At 73.7% G+C, this 22728-nt stretch carries 20 protein-coding genes and 4 tRNA genes; 16 read left to right on the forward strand and 8 right to left on the reverse strand.

Translation table 11 applies throughout. The annotated features are described in order from the left end of the window. The first annotated feature begins 177 nt into the window (after nt 1–177). The 3 genes from AB0435_RS07540 (at nt 178) to AB0435_RS07550 (ending at nt 2584) form a co-directional block, all read left to right on the forward strand. Complete coding sequence (locus AB0435_RS07540) at nt 178–1377, forward strand: glycerophosphodiester phosphodiesterase (protein ID WP_366426434.1); 1200 nt, start codon at nt 178–180, stop codon at nt 1375–1377. A 105-nt stretch (nt 1378–1482) separates the two neighbouring features. Further along, complete coding sequence (locus tag AB0435_RS07545) at nt 1483–2007, forward strand: sigma-70 family RNA polymerase sigma factor (RefSeq protein WP_366003032.1); 525 nt, start codon at nt 1483–1485, stop codon at nt 2005–2007. An 82-nt stretch (nt 2008–2089) separates the two neighbouring features. Continuing rightward, nucleotides 2090–2584, forward strand: coding sequence for a GNAT family N-acetyltransferase (locus AB0435_RS07550; RefSeq protein ID WP_366426435.1), 495 nt, complete (start codon nt 2090–2092; stop codon nt 2582–2584). Between the two features lie 135 nt (nt 2585–2719). Here the strand turns inward: AB0435_RS07550 and AB0435_RS07555 are convergent, their stop codons facing one another. Continuing rightward, nucleotides 2720–3151 carry a hypothetical protein gene (locus AB0435_RS07555; RefSeq protein WP_366003029.1) on the reverse strand — a complete coding sequence of 144 codons (432 nt, stop codon included), beginning with the start codon at nt 3149–3151 and terminating at the stop codon, nt 2720–2722. A gap of 2 nt (nt 3152–3153) precedes the next feature. Next, nucleotides 3154–3513, reverse strand: coding sequence for a hypothetical protein (locus tag AB0435_RS07560; protein WP_366003028.1), 360 nt, complete (start codon nt 3511–3513; stop codon nt 3154–3156). Between the two features lie 614 nt (nt 3514–4127). On the opposite strand from AB0435_RS07560, the gene AB0435_RS07565 reads away from it, so the two are divergent. From AB0435_RS07565 to AB0435_RS07600, 8 genes are all read left to right on the forward strand, one after another. Continuing rightward, nucleotides 4128–5177 carry an ATP-binding cassette domain-containing protein gene (locus AB0435_RS07565; protein WP_366003027.1) on the forward strand — a complete coding sequence of 350 codons (1050 nt, stop codon included), beginning with the start codon at nt 4128–4130 and terminating at the stop codon, nt 5175–5177. After that, nucleotides 5174–5950, forward strand: a complete 777-nt coding sequence (locus AB0435_RS07570) for a methionine ABC transporter permease (protein ID WP_366003026.1) — start codon at nt 5174–5176, stop codon at nt 5948–5950. The genes AB0435_RS07565 and AB0435_RS07570 overlap by 4 nt, the downstream gene beginning before the upstream one ends. An 89-nt stretch (nt 5951–6039) precedes the next feature. Continuing rightward, entirely contained in the window at nt 6040–6906 is an 867-nt protein-coding gene (locus AB0435_RS07575) for a MetQ/NlpA family ABC transporter substrate-binding protein (RefSeq protein WP_366003025.1), read from the forward strand. 187 nt (nt 6907–7093) lie between these two features. Next, nucleotides 7094–7735, forward strand: a complete 642-nt coding sequence (locus tag AB0435_RS07580; protein ID WP_366003024.1) for a GNAT family N-acetyltransferase — start codon at nt 7094–7096, stop codon at nt 7733–7735. Between the two features lie 164 nt (nt 7736–7899). Further along, nucleotides 7900–9153: a precorrin-6y C5,15-methyltransferase (decarboxylating) subunit CbiE gene (cbiE, locus tag AB0435_RS07585; protein ID WP_366003023.1), complete on the forward strand. Its 1254-nt coding sequence runs from the start codon at nt 7900–7902 to the stop codon at nt 9151–9153. Nucleotides 9154–9371: 218 nt separating this feature from the next. Next, nucleotides 9372–13262: a nicotinate-nucleotide--dimethylbenzimidazole phosphoribosyltransferase gene (cobT, locus tag AB0435_RS07590; RefSeq protein ID WP_366426436.1), complete on the forward strand. Its 3891-nt coding sequence runs from the start codon at nt 9372–9374 to the stop codon at nt 13260–13262. 385 nt (nt 13263–13647) lie between these two features. After that, nucleotides 13648–14898: a uroporphyrinogen-III C-methyltransferase gene (gene cobA / locus AB0435_RS07595; RefSeq protein WP_366426437.1), complete on the forward strand. Its 1251-nt coding sequence runs from the start codon at nt 13648–13650 to the stop codon at nt 14896–14898. A 31-nt stretch (nt 14899–14929) separates the two neighbouring features. Further along, a complete protein-coding gene (locus tag AB0435_RS07600) occupies nt 14930–15748 on the forward strand; it encodes an RNA methyltransferase (RefSeq protein WP_366003020.1) in 819 nt (272 codons plus the stop codon). A 16-nt stretch (nt 15749–15764) separates the two neighbouring features. Here the strand turns inward: AB0435_RS07600 and AB0435_RS07605 are convergent, their stop codons facing one another. Next, nucleotides 15765–17051, reverse strand: coding sequence for a serine/threonine-protein kinase (locus AB0435_RS07605; protein ID WP_366003017.1), 1287 nt, complete (start codon nt 17049–17051; stop codon nt 15765–15767). Nucleotides 17052–17660: 609 nt separating this feature from the next. On the opposite strand from AB0435_RS07605, the gene AB0435_RS07610 reads away from it, so the two are divergent. Then, nucleotides 17661–17867, forward strand: coding sequence for a hypothetical protein (locus tag AB0435_RS07610; RefSeq protein WP_366003015.1), 207 nt, complete (start codon nt 17661–17663; stop codon nt 17865–17867). 218 nt (nt 17868–18085) lie between these two features. Here the strand turns inward: AB0435_RS07610 and AB0435_RS07615 are convergent. The 4 genes from AB0435_RS07615 to AB0435_RS07630 form a co-directional block, all read right to left on the reverse strand. Then, nucleotides 18086–18157, reverse strand: a tRNA-Val gene (locus AB0435_RS07615). 23 nt (nt 18158–18180) lie between these two features. Beyond that, nucleotides 18181–18252, reverse strand: a tRNA-Val gene (locus AB0435_RS07620). 1 nt (nt 18253) lies between these two features. Then, nucleotides 18254–18327: transfer RNA gene (locus AB0435_RS07625), tRNA-Cys, on the reverse strand. A gap of 37 nt (nt 18328–18364) precedes the next feature. Next, nucleotides 18365–18437: transfer RNA gene (locus AB0435_RS07630), tRNA-Gly, on the reverse strand. Nucleotides 18438–18612: 175 nt separating this feature from the next. Here AB0435_RS07630 and AB0435_RS07635 point away from each other — a divergent pair. The 3 genes from AB0435_RS07635 to AB0435_RS07645 are packed head-to-tail and all read left to right on the forward strand — an operon-like array spanning nt 18613 to nt 21342. Continuing rightward, entirely contained in the window at nt 18613–19656 is a 1044-nt protein-coding gene (locus AB0435_RS07635) for a chorismate-binding protein (protein WP_366003067.1), read from the forward strand. Further along, a complete protein-coding gene (locus tag AB0435_RS07640) occupies nt 19653–20474 on the forward strand; it encodes an aminodeoxychorismate lyase (RefSeq protein ID WP_366426438.1) in 822 nt (273 codons plus the stop codon). The genes AB0435_RS07635 and AB0435_RS07640 overlap by 4 nt, the downstream gene beginning before the upstream one ends. Before the next feature lie 40 nt (nt 20475–20514). After that, nucleotides 20515–21342 carry a GNAT family N-acetyltransferase gene (locus tag AB0435_RS07645; protein WP_366426439.1) on the forward strand — a complete coding sequence of 276 codons (828 nt, stop codon included), beginning with the start codon at nt 20515–20517 and terminating at the stop codon, nt 21340–21342. 185 nt (nt 21343–21527) lie between these two features. Here the strand turns inward: AB0435_RS07645 and AB0435_RS07650 are convergent, their stop codons facing one another. After that, entirely contained in the window at nt 21528–22043 is a 516-nt protein-coding gene (locus tag AB0435_RS07650; RefSeq protein ID WP_366003012.1) for a DsbA family protein, read from the reverse strand. 189 nt (nt 22044–22232) lie between these two features. On the opposite strand from AB0435_RS07650, the gene AB0435_RS07655 reads away from it, so the two are divergent. Next, on the forward strand, nt 22233–22691 hold the full coding sequence (locus tag AB0435_RS07655) for a hypothetical protein (RefSeq protein WP_366003011.1): 459 nt from the start codon (nt 22233–22235) through the stop codon (nt 22689–22691). Nucleotides 22692–22728 lie beyond the last annotated feature (37 nt).

Genomic DNA, 22728 nt, shown 5'->3' on the forward strand with positions numbered 1-22728 from the left:
CTCGCCGGTACCCCGAGCGCGCACGCCGGGTTCATCGACCTGATACGCAGTGTTGACGTGACTTTGCACCCTGTTTGACCTTCGTCTTCCCATCGGAAAGTCGTACGTGCCTACGATCGGCGCGTCTCACAGGTGCCGGACAGGCACCCGAAAAGCAACACATCGCTAGGAGTGTTCATGGAGCAGGAGCAGCGGCCGGGCAGGCGCACCCTTCTGGGGGCCGCGGCGGCCCTCGGGGCGGGGGCGGTCGTCCTCGGCGGCACGGCGGGCACGGCGGCCGCCGCGCAGCGCGGGCCGGGCACGCCGTCCGGCGGGACCCCCGCGGCGTACGGGCGCGGGCACGGCGACTCCGGCTCGTACAAGGACCTGCCGACGCCGGTCGTCGTCGGCCACCGCGGCGCCTGCGGCTACCGCCCCGAGCACACCTTCGGCTCCTACGAGTACGCCCTCGCCAACGGCGCGGACGTCATCGAGCAGGATGTCGTGCCCACCAAGGACGGGCACCTGGTCTGCCGGCACGAGAACGACATCACCGCCACGACCGACGTCGCCACGCGCAAGGAGTTCGCCTCGCGCAAGACGACCAAGACGGTCGACGGCGAGGCGCACACCGGCTGGTTCACCGAGGACTTCACGCTGGCCGAGCTCAAGACGCTGCGGGCGATCGAGCGCATCCCGGGCACCCGGCAGCGCAACACCCTCTACGACGGCCGCTGGGACGTGCCCACCTTCGAAGAGGTCCTCAAGTGGGCCGACGAGCAGGGCCGCAAGCGCGGGCGCAAGATCTGGCTGCACGTCGAGACCAAGCACCCCACGTACTTCCGCAAGGCCGGCCTCGGCCTGGAGGAGCCCCTCGCCAAGCTGCTGCGCCGCTACGGACGGGCCGGCCGCAACGGGCACACCTTCCTCCAGTCCTTCGAGCCGAGCAGCCTCCAGCGGCTGGGCAGGCTGGGCGTGGACGGCCCCAAGGTGCTGCTGCTCGACGACCTGCCCACCCGCCCCTGGGACTTCGTCGAGGCCAAGGACCCGCGCACGGTCAAGGACCTCATCACGCCCAAGGGCCTGAAGTGGATAGCCGGCTTCGCGCAGGGCATCGGCCCGTGGGTGAACCAGATCATCCCCCGCGACAAGAACGACCGGCTCACCGAGCCGACCACCCTGGTCCACGACGCGCACGCGCAGGGCCTGTTCCTGCACCCCTACACCATGCGCAACGAGAACAGTTTCCTGCCCGCCGACTTCCGGCGCGGCACGGACCCCAACGCCTACGGCGACGCGTTCGGCGCCTTCAAGGCGTACTTCGCCACCGGCATTGACGGGATCTTCTCCGACAACTGCGACACGGCGGCGCTCGCGGCGGCGGACTTCCGTAAGTAGTGGCGCACAGCCGTCAACCGTAAGCACGGCGCGCGATCTCACCCGCGAGGGTGAGCGCGCGCCCCGGTGGCAACCGGCGGGCGGGCCGGTCACGTCCCGCCCGTCATGACACCGAACGATCTTCTGACCGCACTGCGGCCGCTCCTGGCGGCCGAGTGCGCGGCGGAGGCACCGGCCGCGGGCATCGAGGCCGCCGACCTCGAACAGTCCGTCTGGGTACGGCTGCTGAGCGACCGGCGCACCGCCCGCGGCCGGTGGTCCGTCTCCGCCCTGCGGCTGCGCGCCGCCGTACGGGCCGAGGCCCGCGTCGCGCGCCGCCGGGCCCGCCGTGAGGTGCTCTACGACCCGACCATGGAGGAACCGGCCGGCGAGTCCTGCGTGGAGCAGGCGGTGCTCGCCGCCGAGGAGAGCCGCGCGCTGCGCGCCGTCGTACGCCGTCTGCCCGGAAGATGCCCCGGGCTGCTGGGGGCCCTGCTCTCCCGCAGCGACCCCACCTACCGGGAAATCGCAGGTGAGTTGGGTATCTCACAAGGATCTTTGGGGCCCGTGCGTTCCCGTTGCCTTGGTTGTCTGCGCAGAATGCTCACGGCGGAGGTTGCGGCTCCTGAACGTGGGGGAAAGGAGCGTTAGACAGCCGGCGCCACGGAGGCGGCGTTCCACGCGACGGCTCCTGTCAGGGCGGACCGAACCGACATAGGGGAGGCGTGCGCACATGGGCATGAGCGTGACCATCTCTGCGGCGACCGAAGACGATGCCGAGCAGATCCTCAAGCTCCAGTACCTCTGTTATCAGGGCGAGGCCGAGCTCTACGGCGACTATTCCATCGAACCCCTCACCCAGACCCTCGACGGGCTCCGCACGGAGCTGGCCGGCGGCTGTGTGCTGGTGGCCCGGCTCGGCGACGAGGTCGTCGGCTCGGTGCGCGCCACGGTCGACGGGGACGGCACGGCGACCATCGCGGGCCTGATCGTCCACCCCCGGATGCAGCGGCACGGGCTGGGCGGGCGCCTGCTGGGCGCGGTCGAGGACCGGCTCGCGGACGAGCGGTCGGCCCGGTGCTTCCGGCTGGCGACGGGCCAGCGCAACGAGGGCAACCTGCGGCTGTACCGCAAGTGGGGCTACGCGCAGGTGGGCACGGAACAGGTGACCCGCAAGCTGGTGCTGGTGACGCTGGAGAAGCGGGTGCCTGCGGCGGCTTTCGCCTGATGGTTGGCTGCGGTTCGCGGTAAGGCGCGGGTCTGTTGCCTCCCCCAGCTACCGCTGGGAGGTGCCCCCACGGGCTTGGGTGTGCTGCAGGTGATCGTCGACCTGCGGCACATCCAAGCCCTGGGGAACCCTCGGCTATTCGCGGCCCGCCGGGGCCGCGCGGCGGAGCCAGATCATCGCCGTCACCGGGAGGATGACCGGGATGAAGAGGTAGCCCATGCCGTAGTCCGACCACACCGTCGCGTCGGGGAAGGCCGACGGTGCGGCCAGGGTCCAGGTCCCGACGACGAGCACGCCGGCCAGCTCCGCCGCGCAGCACACCAGCGCCGCCCTGCGGGCCGCGGGCCCGCCGCGCACCAGCGAGTACGTGATGAAGGCGTAGACCACCGCGGCCACCGCGGACAGGGAGTACGCCAGGGGCGCCTTCCCGAAGTGCAGGATCATCTGGACGATCGAGCGGGAGGCCGCCGCGACGGTGAAGACGCCGTAGAGCCAGACCAGCAGCCGCCCGGGCCCCTGGCCGAGGTCGAAGGCCGCCTTGGCGGGCGGCTCGGTGGATTCGGTCATGGTCAGCCTCCCCAGATGTCGTAGAGCCGGACTTCGAGCACGGCCAGGATCACACCGCCGGCCGCCACGGTCGCCGAGCCCCAGCGCGTGCGCTCCACGAGCGACATGAACCCGGCGGCGGGGACGGCCGCCGCCGACCCGATCAGATAGGCGACGAAGATGGCCATGCCCTGTGCGGGCCTGTCGCCGCCCGCCAGCCGCACCACGCCGACGACGAGCTGGACGAGGGCCAGGACGGACACCACGGCCATGCCGATGAAGTGCCAGTCCTTGGTGGACTGGTCACGCGAGAAGGCGAAGCCGCACCAGGCGGCGAGCGCGAGGGCGGTCAGGCCGACCGCGAGCGTCAGCGCGTCGATCACCGCGGCCGCCGGGCGGCGCGGGCGGGCGGAGGGGGCTGGACAAGCATGGGACGACTTTAGTGGCCCGCCGCGGGCGCCCCGGGACCGGCCCCCGGCCCCGTCCCGCCGCGCCAGGAGCCGTGGTCTTGGCCACATACGGCGGGTCGCCGGCTCCTCCGGCACACCCGGCGGACACGCCCCCGGCCCGCGTCCGCGCAGGCCACGGGGCAACCCGGAGATCATCCGGAATCGGCCGGTGACGTCCACGCTTCGGCCAGTCGCGTCCGCTATTCGGACAGGCTTGGCCGACTCGCACACGCTTCTGTTTTACTTTCCCGCATGACCACGACGAGCAGCCGCACCCTTGCGACCGAGGCGATGATGACGCCCGGTGCTCGTTGCATGTGTCGAATGTGTGACCGCTGAGGGCCCCCGTTCTGTGCCTCGCGCCCCGAAGCGAGACCCGTAGAGCCCGACCCGGATCCAGCAGGACCGGACCGGAGCTCCGCCCCGCGTCACCAGGACCCCGAAGCCGCGCGCCACGCGCCCGCCGGGGATCACCGATGCCGCGTTCCGCAATGAATTCCCGTGCCGGCACCACCCACGCCGCGCACTCGACAGTGACGGAATCCCCTGTGATCACCACTACGGGCCTGACAAAGGTCTACCGCTCACGTGGCCGCGAGGTCACCGCCCTCGACGGCGTCGACCTGCACGTGCGCGAGGGCGAGGTGTACGGCGTCGTCGGCCAGAGCGGCGCCGGCAAGTCGACCCTCATCCGCTGCGTCAACCTCCTGGAGCGCCCCAGCTCCGGCACGGTCACCGTGGCCGGCCAGGACCTCACCGCACTCGCCGGGCGCGGCCCCCGCGCCAACGCCGAACTGCGCAAGGCCCGCAGCCGCATCGGCATGGTCTTCCAGCACTTCAACCTGCTCTCCTCGCGCACCGTCCAGAGCAACATCGAGCTCCCGCTCGAGATCCTGGGCGTCTCCGGCAAGGAGCGCAGCCGCAAGGCACTCGAACTCCTCGACCTCGTCGGCCTCGCCGACAAGGCCAAGGCCTACCCGGGCCAGCTCTCCGGCGGCCAGAAGCAGCGCGTCGGCATCGCCCGCGCCCTGGCCGGCGACCCCAAGGTGCTGCTCTCCGACGAGTCGACCTCCGCGCTCGACCCGGAGACCACCCGCTCCATCCTCACGCTGCTGCGCGACCTCAACCGCCAGCTCGGCCTGACCGTCCTCCTCATCACCCACGAGATGGAGGTCGTCAAGACCATCTGCGACTCCGCGGCCCTCATGAAGGGCGGCCGCGTCGTGGAGTCCGGCACCGTCTCCGAGCTGCTCGCCACCCCCGGCTCCGAGCTGGCGGCCGAGCTCTTCCCCGTCGGCGGCGAGCCCTCCGGCGAGGACCGCACGGTCGTCGACATCACCTTCCACGGCGAGGCCGCGACCCAGCCGGTCATCTCCCAGCTGTCGCGCACCTACAACGTCGACATCTCGATCCTGGGCGCCGCGATGGACACCGTCTGCGGCAAGCAGATCGGCCGGATGCGCATCGAGCTCCCCGGCCGCTTCGAGGAGAACGTCGTCCCGATCGGCTTCCTGCGCGAGCAGGGCCTCCAGGTCGAGGTCGCCCCCCTCAAGACCCCGGCACCCGCCGACGAGCTCCTCAAGGAAGGTGCCAAGTGACCTGGTCCGAAATGCAGCCCCTGCTGCGCGACGCGTGTCTCGACACCCTCTTCATGGTGTGGTGGTCCACGGTCTACGCCATCGTCGGCGGCCTGCCGCTGGGCATCCTGCTGGTCCTCACCGACCGCGGGGCACTGCTCCAGAACGTCGTGGTGAACAAGGTCATCGGCACGGTCGTCAACCTCGGCCGCTCCCTGCCCTTCATCATCCTCCTCGTCTGGCTGATCCCCTTCAGCCGCTTCGTGGTCGGCACCTCCATCGGCCCCAGCGCCGCGGTCGTCGCCCTCGCCGTCGGAGCCATACCCTTCTTCGCCCGCCTGGTGGAGACCGCCGTGCGCGAGGTCGACCAGGGCCTGGTCGAGGCCGTCCAGTCGATGGGCGGCGGCACCTGGACCGTCGTCCTCAAGGTGCTGCTCCCGCAGGCGCTGCCCTCGATCGTCGCGGGCCTGACCACCACGGTGATCGCCCTCATCGGCTACTCCGCCATGGCCGGCGCCGTCGGCGGCGGCGGGCTCGGCAACCTCGCCATCTCCTACGGCTTCCAGCGCCACGAGACCGGCCTGATGAACATCACCATCGTGCTGCTCATCGTCATCGTCACCGCCGTCCAGCTCGCGGGCGACCTCGTCGTACGCCGCATCGCCGGCCGCGGCGCCCGCCAGGCGGCCACCGTCGGACTGCGCGGACTCCTGCCCTCCGCCCGCAGGCCGGCCCCCGCCGGGACGCCGGACGCGGCCGCCGCCGAGGCCCCCGCGCTCACCGAGACCCGCTGAGGCCCGACGCCCCACGGACCACAACCCCACGAGCCCGGACCCTTTGCCGGGCGGCAACACCTCGTGACATCAGGAAAGAGGCACTCTTCGTGCGTACCACCATCAAGATCACCACCGCGGCCGCCGCGGCCGCCCTCACCCTCGGCCTGGCCGCGTGCAGCGCCCCGTCCGACACCTCCTCCGGCTCGGGGAAGAAGGGCAAGGACGCCGACCCCGAGGCCACCCTCACCGTCGCCGCCAGCCCCACCCCGCACGCCGACATCCTCAACTTCGTGCGCGACAACCTCGCCAAGAAGGCCGGCCTCAACCTCAAGGTGCGGGAGTTCAGCGACTACGTCCTGCCCAACACCGCCACCCAGAACGGTGAGGTCGACGCCAACTTCTTCCAGCACAAGCCCTACCTCGACGACTTCAACAAGAAGAACAAGACGGACATCGTGCCCGTCGTCGACGTCGAGCTCGAGCCGCTGGGCCTCTACTCCAAGAAGGGCAAGAAGGTCTCCGACCTCGGCGAGGGCGACACCGTCGCCGTGCCCAACGACGCCACCAACGAGGGCCGCGCCCTGAAGCTGCTGGCCGACAACGGCGTCATCAAGCTCAAGGACGGCGTGGGCTCCGGGGCCAAGCTCTCCGACGTCGAGGACAACAAGGGCGTCAAGTTCACCGAGCTCGCCGCCGACCAGATCCCCTCCCGCCTCGACGACGTCGCCGCCGCCGTCATCAACGGCAACTTCGCCATCGGCGCCAAGCTCAACCCGGCCAGGGACTCCATCGCCCTGGAGAAGGCCCAGGGCAACCCCTACGCCAACTTCCTCGCGGTCAAGAAGGGCAACGAGGACGACCCGCGCATCGTGAAGCTCGCGAAGCTCCTCAACTCCGACGAGGTCAAGAAGTTCATCGAGCAGAAGTTCAGCAACGGCGCCGTCCTGCCCGCCTTCGGGCCCGTGAAGGGCTGACCCCGCCCCCTCACCAGGGCACCCGCCCCCGCCCGTACGGCCGCAGGCCCGCGCACCCCTCGCACGCGCGGGCCTGCGGCCGTACCGGGTCGCGCTTGGCGCACCCGCGCACCCATGCTGCATGCTGGTGCACTCAAGCCCGGACCGAGACCGTCCCGAGCCCACCTCACCGGCGTTGGAGCAGCACATGACATCCACCTTCCCGGACATCTCCATCAGTACGGACCGGCTGGTGCTGCGCCCGTTCGACGCCCAGGACGTGCCCGCGCTCGCCGAGATGATGAGCGACGAACTCGTCACCGCCTGGACCTCCGCGCCCCACCCCTACACCACCGCCGAGGCCCGCGACTGGGCGCTGCGCCAGGCGCCCGCCGAGCGCACCCAGGGTCGCGGAATCGTCTTTGCGGTCACCGAGTTCCTCACCCACCGCCTCGTCGGCTGCGTGCACCTGCACCACACCGACTGGCGCACCCTCTCCGCCGAGGTCGGCTATGTCGTCGCGCCCTGGGCCCGCGGCGAGGGCTACGCCTGCGAGTCCGTGCTCGCGGTCGCCGAATGGCTCTTCCGCGACCAGCGGTTCGAGCGCCTCGAACTGCGCACCGCCGCCGACAACACCGCCTCCCAGCAGGTCGCCCAGAAGATCGGCTGCATCAGCGAGGGAGTCCTGCGCAACGCCTGGATAGGCCGCGGCCGCACGGCCGACGGCGGCTGGACGGAGACCCGCAGCGACCTCATCGTCTGGAGCCTGCTCCCCGAGGACCTCGACGAGGTCCGCGAACAGCACGCCGGCGGCCCCGGCTACGCGGGCGCCTTCCACGACTGGCGCTGAACCGGCGCGCGGCCGGTCCGGGCACACCGCCCCGTACGACCGCACGCACCCACCCCGGACCGTCCGCGCGCCCTCGGGCCCGGACCGGGCGGGGTAACCTCACCCTGCCCACGCGTGTGTGGGCCTCCGACCCGCGACACACGAGCCCCAGGAGACTGACGACGATGGCCGACCGGGTCACGGTGATCGGGTGGGACGGCTCACCGCTGACGGACACGGCCCGCTCGGCCCTGGCCGCCGCCACCCTGGTGGCGGGCGCGGGACACCACCTGGCGCTGCCCGAGATCCCGCCCACGGCCGAGCGCGTCAGGCTCGGCAGCGTCGACCTCGCCGCCCGCCGCATCGCCGGACACCGCGGCTCCGCCGTGGTCCTGGCCGACGGCGACCCCGGCTTCTTCGGCGTCGTACGCGCCCTGCGCGCCCCCCAGCACGGCCTGGAGGTCGAGGTCGTCCCCGCCGTCTCCGCCGTCGCCACCGCCTTCGCCCGCGTGGGCATGCCCTGGGACGACGCCCAGGTCGTCGTCGCCCACAGCCGCGACCTGCGGCGCGCCGTCAACGTCTGCCGCGCCCACACCAAGGTCGCCGTCCTCACCTCGCCCGGCGCCGGGCCGGCCGAACTCGCCCTCCTCCTCGGGCCCGTCCACCGCACCTTCGTCATCTGCGAGGAACTGGGCACCGCCCGCGAGCAGGTCACCGTCCTCACCTCCGACAAGGTCCCCGACCACACCTGGCGCGACCCCAACGTCGTCATCGTCATCGGCGGCGCCGGACCCGGCACCGCCCAGCCCGCGGCCCAGGGCTGGGGCGTCACCCGGCAGCGCACCGCGGGCGGCTGGATCGCCGGCCGCGACCCCGGCTACCCCCCGGCCGTACGCGGCTGGGCCCTGCCGTCCGACGCCTACGGCACGGACCTCGGCGAAGGGGAGTCCGCCGAGCTGCGCGCCGCCCAACTGGCCCGGCTCGGGCCCCGCGTGGGCGACCTCGTCTGGGACATCGGCTCCGCGAGCGGAGCCGCGTCCGTCGAGGCCGCCAGGTTCGGCGCCGCCGTCATCGCCGTCGACCGCGACGCGGACGCCTGTGCCCGCACCACCGCCGCCGCCCGCCGCTACGGCGTACAGCTCCAAGTCGTCCACGGCACCGCGCCCCACGTCCTGGAGGACCTCCCCGAGCCCGACGTCGTCCGCGTCGGCGGCGGGGGAGCGCCCGTCGTCGCCGCGTGCGCCGCCCGCAGGCCCGAGCGGATCGTCGCCCACGCCGCGACCCGCGACGAGGCCGAGGCCATCGGCCGGGCGCTCGCCGAAGGCGGCTACGCCGTGGAGTGCGCGCTGCTCCAGGCGGTGGAGCTCGACACCGGCGCCTGGACCGAGCGCGAGCGCGCCGTGGCCTTCCTCCTGAGTGGTCGCCATACCCACCTGTGAGCCCGGTTCGCCGGGCGGAGGGTAGGGTTGCGGATCGTTGTACCGCCCCTCGGTGTCCGACACCACAGTCGTCAATGTCCCGAACGTTCCCTCCTTTTGGCGGGAGCACGGCAAGGTAGGGGCGGGCGACATGCAACGTGCCGCGAGGCACGGACGCTCGTTCTTGACTATGGGCGTGAGCGGTTGGAAGGAGCACTACCGATGGGCGAGGGGTACGCATGACCGACACCGGCCAGTTCCCGGGCGAGGGACAGCCGGAGAACGCAGGCGAGCTTCCCGGCCCCTCGTTCCCCGCGGATCCCGCAGCCCCCGCCGATCCCGGCGCCCCGGCCGCCTACACCTTCCTGGACCACGGGGGTGAGGCGGACGGCGCCGAGGAGGACGACCTCCTGCTGATGCCGGGCGCCCAGGGCGCCTGGATGGAGCAGCCCGCGGTCCAGGGCGGTACGCACGAGACCGGCGGCCGCGACACCGCCTCCGTCGACTACGGCGACGTCAGACAGCCGCCCGCGCCCGCCACTCCGGCGGCGCCCGTGGCCCCGCGCCGCCCCCTGCACATGGGCCCGCCCGTGCCGGACCCCACCGGCGGCGTCGTGCGCTCCCTCGCCGACCGCGGCCCGGCGGCCCCGCACCAGGCGCCCGCGCCGGGCCGGGCCGTGCCGCCGGTGACGCCCGGTCAGGGCCCCGAATACCTCGACGTCCCGCAGGACGGCGCGGACGTCCCGCAGGTCCCGCGCCTCGGCGAGGTGCCGCAGCAGCAGCCGGGCACCTGGGACGCGCAGCCGCAGCACATGACCGCGCAGCCCCCGGCCGCGCCCGCCGCCGAGGCCGTCGCCGAACCCGCGGTACAGGCCGCGCCCGCGCCCGTCGCGGAGCCCGCCGCAGCTCCCGCCGTCGCCTTCGTGCCGGCGCAGAGCACCGCCACGCACCCGGCCGACACCGGTCACGGGATAGTCGCCGACGGTTCCGGACACACCGCGCCGGGCGCGGCGGTCACCGCCGCCGAGCAGGCCCCCGCCGAACACCCGGTCGTCACCCCGCAGCAGGCCGCCGCCCCGACGGTGGCGCAGGACGAGCCCGCGGCCGCCGCCGCACCCGTCGAGGCGCCGGCCGTCGCACCTGTCGAGGCGTCTGCCGAGGCGCCGGCCGCCGCGCCTGTCGTGGCGTCCGTTGACATGACGTCAGCCGCCGTGGCCCCGCAGCTCGTCGCAGAGCCGGAGGCGCCCGCGCCCCAGGCCGCGCCCCAGCCCGTCGTCACCGCTGTCGCGGAGGCCGCGCCCGTGCCTGCCGAGGTGCCCCAGGTCGCGCCCGCCGAGGCGCACTTCGCGCCGGAGCCGCAGGAAGCTGCACCGGTGGAGCCCGTCCAGGAGGCCGTGCAGCCCGCGCCCGTACCGCAGGGGCAGGCGCCCGCAGAGGCCCACCAGGCGTTCGGGGACTCCGGTTCCGGCGAGCGGATCCCCGCCGCCGTGGCACCGGCCGCCGAAAGCGCGCAGCCCGCTCCGGTCGCCGCCGAGGGCACTGCCGTCACTGAGGCTCCTGCTGTCGCCGACGACGGTGTTGACGGGCACGTCACCACCGAAGCCGTCGCCGAAACCGCTGTCGTCACCGAGGCGACCGCGGAGCAGGTCCCCGCAGCGGCGGCTCCCGCAGAGTTCGCGCAGCCCGCGCCGGCCGTCGTGGACGCGCCCGCATCTGTAGACGCCGGTTCCGGACAGCCGGTTCCCGTCGCGGCACCGCTTTCCGAGGAGGCCCCGGCCGCCGCTCCCGAGCAGCAGGTCCAGGCCCCCGTCGCCGCCGAGGCCGTGGAGCCCGCGCCGGCCGCTCCCGTGCCGGCCGTCGCCCCCGAGCCGCAGGCCGTACCGGCCGTACCGGCTGAACCGATCGACCCGGCCCCCGAGGCCGCCGCACAGCAGCCGCAGCCCGCCGTGGCCGAGGCGCCCGTCGAGGCCGTCGTCCAGCAGGCCCCCGCGGCCGCGCAGGACGCCGCGCCGCAGGAGCAGGTCTCCGAGGACGTGCTCCTCGTCCCCCGCCCCCAGGACACGCTGGTCACGCAGGCCACGGCAGTCCCGGAGGACATGGTGGTCACGCACGTCGCCGTCCCCGCGCCCGCCGAGCCGCAGGCCGCCGTGGCCGAGGCCCCCGTGCCCGAGGCCGTGGAGCCCGTACCTGCGGAGCCCGTACCCGCGCAGGAGGAGCAGCCGGCGCCCGCCGCCGTGCACATCCCCGCCCCGCAGCAGGAGCCGGTCCCCGCCGCCGAGCCCGTGGCCGTCCCCGCGCCGCGTACCGCCGACGCCGAGGCGGCGCACGCCGAGCCCGCGCAGCCCGCTCCGGCCTCCGAGGAGGCACCGGACGAGGTGTACGAGGAGCCCGCCGGCCCCGCCGCCGTCGGTTACGGCGACGCCGAGCGCGCCGCCGTGCACCGCGTGATGCGGGAACGGCGCGACATCCGCAAGGGCTTCCGCACCGACCCCGTCCCGCACGAGGTGCTGCTGCGCGTCCTGGAGGCCGCGCACACCGCGCCGAGCGTCGGGCACTCCCAGCCCTGGGACTTCGTCGTCATCCGCTCCGCCGAGACCCGGCAGACGATGCACGAGCTGGCGGTGCGTCAGCGCGACGCCTACGCGAAGTCCCTGCCCAAGGCGCGGGCCAAGCAGTTCAAGGAAATGAAGATCGAGGCCATCCTCGACACCCCCGTCAACATCGTCGTCACCGCCGACCCCACCCGCGGCGGCCGGCACACCCTCGGCCGGCACACCCAGCCGCAGATGGCGCCGTACTCCTCCGCGCTCGCCGTCGAGAACCTCTGGCTCGCCGCGCGCGCCGAAGGACTCGGCGTCGGCTGGGTCAGCTTCTTCGACGAGCGGGAGATGGTGCGCGAACTCGGGCTGCCCGAGCACCTGGAGGTCGTCGCCTATCTGTGCGTCGGCTACGTCGACGAATTCCCCGACGAGCCCGAGCTGATGCAGGCCGGCTGGTCCAAGCGGCGCCCGCTGTCGTGGGTGGTGCACGAGGAGACGTACGGGCGGCGCGCGCTGCCCGGCGAGGACCCGCACGACCTGCTCTCGGAGACCCTGCGCGGCATCCGTCCGCTGGACGCCAAGGCGCTCGGCGAGGCGTGGGAGCGCCAGAAGCGGATGACCAAGCCGTCCGGCGCGCTCGGCATGCTGGAGATCATCTCCGCGCAGCTGTGCGGGCTCTCCCGCAAGTGCCCGCCGCCGATCCCGGAGCCCGCCGCCGTGGCGATCTTCGCGGGCGACCACGGGGTGCACGCCCAGGGCGTCACGGCGTGGCCGCAGGAGGTCACCTCGCAGATGGTCGCCAACTTCCTGGGCGGCGGCGCCGTGTGCAACGCCTTCGCCAACCAGGTCGGCGCGGAGGTCTGCGTCGTGGACGTCGGTGTCGCGGGCGACCTCCCCAGCACCCCCGGCCTGGTCCCGCGCAAGATCCGGCCCGGCACGAGCGACTTCACGACCGGTGCCGCGATGACCCGCGAAGAGGCGCTGCGCGCCGTCGAGGTGGGCATCGAGACGGCCCGCGATCTCGTCGCGGCGGGCAACAAGGCGCTGCTGACCGGCGAGATGGGCATCGCCAACACCACCGTGTCGGCCGCCCTCATCGCCGTCTACACCGAGGCGGACCCCGCCGAGATCACCGGCCGCGGCACGGGCATCAACGACGAGATGCACGCCCGCAAGGTCGACGTCGTCCGGCGCGCCCTCGAACTCCACCAGCCGGACCCGAAGGACCCGATCGGCGTCCTCGCCGCGGTCGGCGGGCTGGAGCACGCCGCGCTCGTCGGCCTGATCCTGGGCGGCGCGTCGCTGCGCACGCCCGTGATCCTGGACGGTGTGAGCGCCGGGGCGGCCGCGCTGGTGGCGCGGGCCATCGCCCCGGAGGCGCTGGCCGCGTGCATCGCGGGACACCGCAGCGCGGAGCCGGGCCACGTCGCGGCCCTCACCAAGCTGGGCCTGCGCCCGCTGGTCGACCTCGACCTCCGCCTCGGCGAGGGCACGGGGGCGCTGCTGGCGCTGCCGGTTGTGCAGAGTGCTGCGCGGGCGATGCATGAGGTGGCCACCTTCGATACGGCCGGGGTCACCGAGAAGGGCTGAGGCCTTTCTCGGGGCTTCGCCTCGGTGGGTGCGCCCACTGGGGTGGGGCTTCAGCGCGGTGCGCGTCCGCGGGTTGTGTGTGGCCGGTCGCGCCGTTCCCCGCGCCCCTGACGGGGCGTGACACCGTCGCCCGGACCGGGCAGGCGGGGGTCCAGGAGGCGCAGCCCCCTTTCCTCCTTACGGTTCCCGTCCAGCCCGTTGGGGGCACCTCTGGGGGCACCCCCGGACGGAGTCTGGGGGAGGTAGCTGGGGGAGTTTGAGGACGCGGCCGGAGGCCGCTCCCGCCGCAGGCTGTAACACAGGGGAAACCGGAGCGCGGCCGAGTGCCGATGGGGGAGCCCATAGAGTGTCACCAGCACTCTGACCAGCAGCTCCGGAGGAGACCATGGCCCCGCACGCGCCCAGCGAAAGCGCATACCCCGTCGGACTGCGGCTCTCCGGCCGACGCGTCGTCGTCCTCGGTGCGGGACAGGTCGCGCAGCGCCGGCTGCCCGCCCTCCTCGCGGCCGGCGCGGACGTGCTGCTGATCTCCCCGTCCGCCACCCCCTCCGTCGAGGCGCTGGCCGAGACCTGCGGGTTCCGCTGGGAACGCCGCCGCTATCAGGACGGCGACCTGGACGGCGCCTGGTACGCCCTGATCTCCACCGACGACCCCGCCGCCAACGAAGCGGCCTCCGCCGAGGCCGAGGCCCGCCGCGTCTGGGCCGTCCGCAGCGACGACGCCGACGCGGCCACCGCCTGGACCCCGGCCACCGGCCGCAGCGAGGGCGTCACCGTCGCCGTGCTGACCGGCCGGGACCCGCGCCGCTCCGCCGCCGTGCGCGACGCCGTCGTCGAGGGCCTGCGCGACGGCTCCCTCGCCGCCCCGCGCTACCGCGCGGGCACCGCCTCCTCCGGCGGCACCGGCAGCGTCGCCCTCGTCGGCGGCGGCCCCGGCGACCCCGACCTGATCACCGTGCGCGGCCGCAGGCTCCTCGCGGAGGCGGACGTGGTCATCGCCGACCGCCTCGGCCCCCGCGACCTCCTCGACGAACTCCCGCCGCACGTCGAGGTGATCGACGCGGCGAAGATCCCGTACGGCCGGTTCATGGCCCAGGAGGCCATCAACAACGCCCTCGTCGAGCACGCCCGCGCCGGGAAGAACGTGGTCCGGCTGAAGGGCGGCGACCCCTACGTCTTCGGCCGCGGCATGGAAGAGGTCCAGGCGCTGGCCGACCAGGGCATCCCCTGCACCGTCGTACCCGGCATCTCCTCCACCATCAGCGTGCCCGCGGCGGCCGGGATCCCGGTCACCCACCGGGGCGTGGCCCACGAGTTCACCGTCGTCAGCGGCCACGTCGCCCCCGACGACGGGCGCTCCCTCGTCGACTGGGCCGCCGTCGCCAAGCTGCGCGGCACCCTCGTGCTGCTGATGTCGGTGGAGAACATCGGAGCCATCGCCGCCGCCCTCGTCCGGCACGGCCGCCCCGCCGGAACGCCCGTCGCGGTGATCCAGGAAGGCACCACCGCCGCCCAGCGCCGCGTCGACGCGACCCTCGCCACCGCGGGGGAGCGGGTCGCGGCGGAGGGCATACGTCCCCCGGCCGTCATCGTGGTCGGCGACGTCGTGACGGTCGGCCCGGAACCCCGCGGCTGACCCGCAGCACCAACGAGGACCAGGACACAGCATGGCCGAACTCATCACCATCGACGACCCCGCCGACCCCAGGCTCCACGACTACACCGGCCTCACCGACGTGGAGCTGAGGCGCAGGCGCGAGCCCGCCGAGGGGCTCTTCATCGCCGAGGGCGAGAAGGTCATCAGGCGCGCCGGACAGACCGGCTACGCGATGCGGTCCATGCTGCTCACGGCCAAGTGGGCCGACGTCATGCGGGACGTCATCGAGGCCGCCGACGCCCCCGTCTACACCGTCACCCCCGAACTCGCCGAGCGGGTCACCGGCTACCACGTCCACCGCGGCGCCCTCGCCTCCATGGCGCGCAAGCCGCTCCCGGACGCGGGCACGCTGCTGCGGGGCGCCCGGCGCGTCGCGATCCTCGAGAGTCTCGTGGATCACACCAACATCGGCGCGATCTTCCGCAGCGCGGCGGCACTCGGCATGGACGCCGTCCTGCTCTCCCCGGACTGCGCCGACCCGCTCTACCGGCGTTCCGTGAAGGTCTCCATGGGCGCGGTCTTCTCCGTCCCCTACGCCCGCCTGGAGACCTGGCCGCACGACCTGGAGACCGTCCGGGCGGCCGGGTTCAAGGTCCTGGCCCTCACCCCGGCCGAGAAGGCCGTCTCCATGGACACCGCCGCACCGCACCGGCTCGACCGGGTGGCGCTCATGCTCGGCGCGGAAGGTGACGGCCTGTCCGCCCGCGCCCTGCGGGCCGCCGACGAGTGGGTCCGCATCCCCATGGCCCACGGCATCGACTCCCTCAACGTCGGCGCGGCCGCGGCTGTGGCCTTCTACGCCGTGACGACGGGCCGTCCGGAGAGCTGACTCCCCGGACGGGGCGTCAGGAAGAGCCCGGAGCCGACGGCACGTCACCGGGCGGCACCGCCGGGCCCTGTGGCGTCACGGGCACCCGGGGGAGCTCACCCATGCTGTGCGCGGGACCCTGACAGCCCTGCGCCACCGCGATGCCCAGCGCGACCAGCAGCGTCACCACGACGAAGACCGTCAGGCGCTGCCGCAGCAGCCGCCGGTCCGGCCCCGGGCGCCGGGCGCCGGACCCCGTCCGCGCACCGGGCCGCGCCCCGCCGCGCCCCGCCGCGCCCCGCGGGCCGCCCGGCCGGCTCGCCGGGCGCGGCACGGCAGGGCGCGCCGCCGGGCCGCCGGCCTGGCGCGGCGGCTGCGGGCGCGGTGTGTGCGCCTGGACCGCACGCCGCTCGGTGCGCTGCTCCGCGTACTCCGCGGCCCGCCGGCCCGAGGGGCGCTCGGGCTCCCGCCGCACCGACGGATGCCTGCTGTCCGTCACGCCGTGCGCCTCGCGCGCCGCGATCTCCTTCAGCCGCAACGACAGCTGGAGCGTGCTCGGCCGCTCCTCGGGATCCTTGGCCAGGCACGCGTGCACCAGCGGGGCCAACGCGTCCGGCACGGCCATGAGCTGCGGTTCCTCGTGCACGACGCGGTAGAGCATGACCTCCGAACTGCCCTGGCCGAACGGCGAGTCCGCCATCGAGGCGTACGCGAGGGTCGCCCCCAGCGCGAAGACGTCGGTCGCGGGCGTCACGGCGGCGCCGCGCACCTGCTCCGGCGCCAGGAAGCCGGGCGAGCCGACCGCCGTACCGACGTGCGTCAGCGTGCTCGCCCCGGTCGCCCAGGCGATGCCGAAGTCGATGATGCGGGGGCCCTTGGGCGACAGCAGGATGTTCGACGGCTTCAGGTCGCGGTGCACCACCCCCGCGTCGTGCACGGCCAGCAGACCTTCGGCCAACGCCGCCCCGATGGAGGCGGTCTGAGCCGCCGACAGCGGCCCCTCCTCGTTCACCTTGTCGTGCAGCGAGGGGCCCGGTACGTACTGCGTGGCGAACCACGGGCGGTCCGCGTCCAGATCGGCGGCCACCAGCCGCGCCGTGCAGCCGCCGCGGATCCGCCGGGCCGCCTGCACCTCGCGCGCGAACCGCGACCGGAACTCCTGGTCCTCGGCCAGGTCCGGCCGGATCACCTTGAGCGCCACCCGCTGTCCGCGCCGGTCGGAGCCGAGGTACACCACGCCCATGCCGCCCGCGCCCAGCCGGCGGTGAAGCCGGAACGAGCCGACGACACGCGGGTCCTCGCGCCGGAGCCGCATCATCGCCATCTTCATCCCCGCTGCCCGGTCCGTCTGACGTGCCCAGCTTACGGATTGCCGGGCGCACGCGCTGATAGGCCGCGCATGCGTCGGCGACCGGTTTGCCGGAGCCCCGGGGAACCCCCGACGCCCGGTCCGGGGGAGCGGGTTGCCTCCCGCCGGAGCGGACGTGAACTCCCAAGCGGCGGCCGGAGCACGGGGATTGAGCGGCCTGTCGGCCCGTCGGACACGGTCCCCGCGGGCCCGGCGGACGCGGCCGGGGCGTGCGGAGCGGCCACCGGCGGGGGAGCGGAAAAAATGAAGATCAGTCAGCAGTCGCACGGGTCGGAAGTGAGCGAAGTCACGCCCCCGGCGGGCGTACGGGCCTCGCGCGCCCCTTCGGGGAAGACCCTGGGGCCCGGCCCGCCGGTCTCCAACCAGAGGAGTAGCCGCCCGGGGCCGCTCATCCTCCGGGAGGCCCGCCAATCGGTACGAGGGCATGACGCCCCCGCGGTCCCCCGCGCCTAGTGTTTGAGGAAGAGCGGCGGGTGACGTACTCGTCCCCCGAGGTCAGACGCCCGCCGCTCGTGATCACGGCAGGCGTGAAGGCGTCAGAGGGACGCACGGAGGGGGAGGACCATGGCGGAGACCGCGGGACGTTCGGTCATCCGGGCACAGGCCCAGCGGGCCGTCGACGCCTTCGGCCCCCGTCCGTCCGGCACCCGCCACCCCCTCGTCGCGGCGGCCATGGTGCTGCCCCTCGCGGGATTCCTCGCCGTGATCTTCGGCGGCTGGGACGCCGTCGTCGTACAAGCGTCGTCCGTGGCCGGAATGCTGGGGCGCTGAGGCGCCCCGGGCCCGGGAGAGCGGCCCGGGCCGGGGACAGGACCGGCTGATCAGCCCCGTGGGGACGGGGGAACGGCGGACGGCACGACGGGCCGGGCACCTGGGGAGGTGCCCGGCCCCTCGCGCGTTCGGTCGTGCCTTCCGGAACGGTCGTGCCTCCCGGAACGGGAAACGGCCGGAGGCCGGAGCTCTGGGCCCCGGCCTCCGGCCGATCGGTGTGCGCGATACTGGGATTGAACCAGTGACCTCTTCCGTGTCAGGGAAGCGCTCTCCCGCTGAGCTAATCGCGCGGGGAGATCCGTGCGGATCTCGGTGGACGATACTGGGATTGAACCAGTGACCTCTTCCGTGTCAGGGAAGCGCTCTCCCGCTGAGCTAATCGTCCTTGGAGGTGGAGACGGGATTTGAACCCGTGTAGACGGCTTTGCAGGCCGTTGCCTCGCCTCTCGGCCACTCCACCAGGAGTGCGGGGGTTCGGGAAGATCCCCCAGACTGCGAGCGGACGACGAGACTCGAACTCGCGACATCCACCTTGGCAAGGTGGTGCTCTACCAACTGAGCTACGTCCGCAGTGTCTGTCCGTTTCGCTTCCGCGTCCCGGCGACGTGTTGAACTCTAGCGGATTCCAGCGCCAGCTCAAATTCCGTTTCCGCAGCGTGCTGCGCTGATTGTTCGTCCCGGCCACCCGCCGTGGCCCCGCCATAGACTCGTTGACGTGCACAGCTCCCCTCCGGTGTCCCTCCCGATGGCCCGCTTCGGCGGCCTCCTCGCCACCGATCTCCGCGACGTCACCCGCGATCCGGCAGCCCTGGACTCCACGGGCTGGTGGGCGGTGGTCGCGGACTTCGAGGGCGGACTGCTGTGCGCCCGCTTCGGGGACGTACGGCCCGCGCCCGCCCCCACCGCGGTCCCCGGCCGCTGGCGCGGACCCGCGCGCGAGGACTGGACGTCCTCCCTGGACCGGGCCGCCTACGTCACGGGCGTGCGCCGCATACGCGAGCACATCGCGGCCGGCGAGGTCTACCAGGCCAACCTCTGCCGCGTCCTCAGCGCGCCGCTGCCCGACACCGCCGACGGCACCCCCGCGGACATCGACGCCCTGACGGCGCTCCTCGCCCACGGCAATCCCGCCCCCTACGCGGGCACCGTCCGCCTCCCCGCCCACGGCGTGGAGGTCGCGACCGCCTCCCCGGAGCTCTATCTGCGCCGCGACGGCCGCACGGTGGAATCCGGGCCGATCAAGGGCACCGGCCGCACCGAGGCGGACCTGCTGGAGAAGGACCACGCCGAGAACGTCATGATCGTGGACCTCGTCCGCAACGACCTCGGGCGCGTCTGCGCCACCGGATCCGTGACCGTGCCCGCACTCTGCGCGGTCGAACCGCACCCCGGCCTCGTCCACCTGGTCTCCACCGTCCGCGGCACCCTCGCCGACGGCGCCGGATGGGCCGGCCTCTTCGGCGCGACCTTCCCGCCCGGCTCGGTCACCGGCGCCCCCAAGTCCAGCGCCATGGACATCATCCGGTCCCTGGAGACCGCGCCCCGCGGCCCGTACTGCGGCGGCGTCGGCTGGGTCGACGCCGACCGCGGCACCGGGGAACTCGCCGTGGGCATCCGCACCTTCTGGATCGACCGCACCGCCCGCCCCACCCTGCGCTTCGGCACGGGCGCCGGGATCACCTGGGGCTCGGACCCCGAGCGGGAGTGGGCCGAGACGGAACTGAAGGCGTCCCGACTGCTCGCGATAGCGTCGGGCACACACCAGCCGCTCGGAGGGACGAAACTGTGACGATCTGGCTCAACGGCTCCCTGTACGACGACGACAGCGCCCGCGTCTCGGTCTTCGACCACGGGCTGACGGTCGGCGACGGCGTCTTCGAGACGCTCAAGGCCGTCCACGGCCGCCCCTTCGCCCTGACCCGCCACCTCACCAGGCTGGCCGCCTCCGCCCGCGGCCTCGGCCTGCCCGCACCCGACCTCGACGAGGTCCGCCGGGCCTGCGCGGCGGTGCTCGACGCCGACCCCATGCCGCTCGGCAGGCTCCGGATCACGTACACCGGCGGCCTCGCCCCCCTCGGCTCCGACCGCGAGGGCACCACCCCCACCCTCGTCGTCGCCCTCGGCCCGGTCACCCGGCGGGCCGACACCACCACCGCCGTCACCGTCCCCTGGACCCGCAACGAACGCGGCGCGCTCGCCGGGCTCAAGGCCACCTCGTACGCCGAGAACGTCGTCGCCCTCGCCCGCGCCCGCGAACACGGCGCCACCGAGGCCCTCTTCGCCAACACCGTCGGCGACCTCTGCGAGGGCACCGGCTCCAACGTCTTCGTCGTCCTCGACGGGGAACTCCACACCCCGCCCCTCGCCTCCGGCTGCCTCGGCGGGATCACCCGCGCCCTCGTCCTGGAGTGGACCGGCGCCCAGGAGACGACCCTGCCCGCCGACGTCCTGGACCGCGCCGAGGAGGTCTTCCTGACCTCCACCCTGCGGGACGTCCAGGCCGTCAGCGCCGTGGACGGCCGCCCCCTGCCCGCCGCACCCGGCCCGGTGACGGCCAAGGCCACGCGGATCTTCGAGGAGCGGTCGGCGGCGGACATCGATCCGTAAAGCCCGTGACGTACGGGCGCGGGGAAGGTACAAAAAACCCGTGACCACCACCCTGCGCCCCACCGCACCCGAACAGCGCACCGCCGCCGGAGTCCGGTCCCGGTCGTACGAGGTCTGTGTCAACAGCAGACCGGTCGGCCGCGTCGACCTGGCCACCGACGACCGGTTCGGTCCCCGGGCCGGCCGGATACTCCGGCTGGGGATCGACGAACGGGACCGGCACCGCGGGCGCGGCACCGTGGCCGCCCTCGCCGCCGAGGAGGTCCTGCGCGGCTGGGGGTGCGACAGCGTCGAGGTGTCCGTCCCCGCGGACGCCGAGGTGGCCCTCGGGCTCGCCGGCGCGCTGGGCTACGCCGAGCGCAACCGGAACATGACCAAGGCGCTCACCGCCACCGCGCCCCGGCTGCCCGAGGGCACCGAGGGGCGGCGGATGACCGAGGCCGAGTTCACGCCCTGGACGGAGCGCGGGCTGGAGAACTACGCGCGGAGCTGGACCGACCGCGGCGTGCCCGCCGACCGGGCGCACGCCAAGGCCCTGGCCGACCACCGGCAGCTCCTCACCGACGGCTTGGACACCACGGACGCGGCGCTGCGGGTCCTCACCCACCACGGCACGCCGGTCGGCACGCTCTGGGTCGGCCGCCTGGGCGAGCCGGACGCCTACGTCTTCGACGTCGAGGTCGCCGAGGGCCACCGGGGGAGGGGGCACGGCCGCTCCCTCATGCTGCTGGCGGAGGCGGAGGCGGGTGCCGCCGGGGCGGCGGCACTGGGGCTGAACGTCTTCGCGGGCAACACGGTCGCCTTGCGGCTGTACGAGTCGCTGGGTTACCGGAACATGGAGCTGCACTTCTCGAAGCGGTTGCTGTAGGAGGTGCCGGTTCTGCGGGTGTGCCGTCCGCACGCCGGACGGGCTGAATCGCGCAGACGACACCACCCGTATCCAGCCCGTCCGGCGTTCGAGGACGGCGTTTGAGGACACCGCCGCGCAGCGGTGGTGCGCAGACGACACCACCCGCGGGACCGGCCACAAGATCCGCCGGACAGGCCCTCGCGCTAGCCCGCCAGCAAGCCGTTCGCGATCTCCTCGATCCGGGCCCGCAGGCCCTCCTGGGACTTGCTGCCGTCGAGGAGCTCGCCGCCGATGACGTACGTCGGCGTGCCCTTCACGCCGATCGCCTTGCCCTCCGCCTGGTCCGCGTCGACGATCAGCAGGTGGCGGCCGTCGATCAGCGCGGTGTCCACCTCGTCGGCGTCCAGGCCCAGCTCGCCCGCCACCTCGACGAGCAGTTCGTCGCCCCGGGCGGCCAGCTCCTCCACGCGGGCCAGCACCGCCTCCGCGTACGGCCACGCCTTGCCCTGCTCGGCGGCCTCCTCGGCGGCCTGCGCGGCCGCGTAGGAGTGCTTGTGCTTCTCCAGCGGGAAGTGCCGCAGCCGGATGTCCAGCCGGTCGCCGTAGTGCTCGCGCAGGGCACGCAGGTCGGTGAGGGCCGTACGGCAGTCCGGGCACTGCAACTCGCACCAGACATCGAGGGTGGCACGCGCGGTGGTGCCGGTGTTGGGGTCGCTCATGGGGCCAGTCTCCCAGCCGGGGTGGCCGGGGGGTGCGTCAGCCCTGGGGAGGAGCGCGCCCCCGAGATGACCCCCAGATCCCCCGGAGTCCCCGGCCGATCGTGGCCGATGCGGCGCGGCCCGGTGCAGGATGGAAGGAGGCGCCCCGCCCGGGGAGCCCCGCGCAGCGCGAGAAGCAGGAGGAGCAGGATGCTGGCCTCGACGATCGGTGCCACGGCGGTGTCCGTGGCAGGCCTGGGCATCGCGGCGCTCACGGCATACCGCAAGCGCTTCCTCGCCGCGACCCGAATAGCAGCGTTCGCCCTCGTCCCGGTCGGCCTGGCCATGACGGGGATCCTGCGGTGGCTCACCGGCCTGGTCTTCGACCCCGGGGTCTGGCTGGGCTTCGGCGTGCTGGCGCTCTCGGCCGTGCTCTTCATGATCACCAGAGCGGTGGAGCGGCGCGGAGCCGACGGCGGGAAGGCCGGACGCAAGGAGCGCAAGGCCGCCGAGGCGGCCGCGAGCCGGGAGGCGCTGGCCCCCGGGGCCTCCGCTCCGTCACTGGATCCGTCGCGCACCGTGACCCGGCCTCAGGCCAAGGGCAAGCGGGCGGGCGGAGCTGACGACTTCTCGGATATCGAGGCCATTCTGAAAAAGCACGGAATTTAGCGAACCCGCCCCGGTGGCCGCCCACTTGTCGCACCGT

It is taken from the genome of Streptomyces sp. NPDC051173 (assembly GCF_040689515.1).
Classification (GTDB): domain Bacteria; phylum Actinomycetota; class Actinomycetes; order Streptomycetales; family Streptomycetaceae; genus Streptomyces.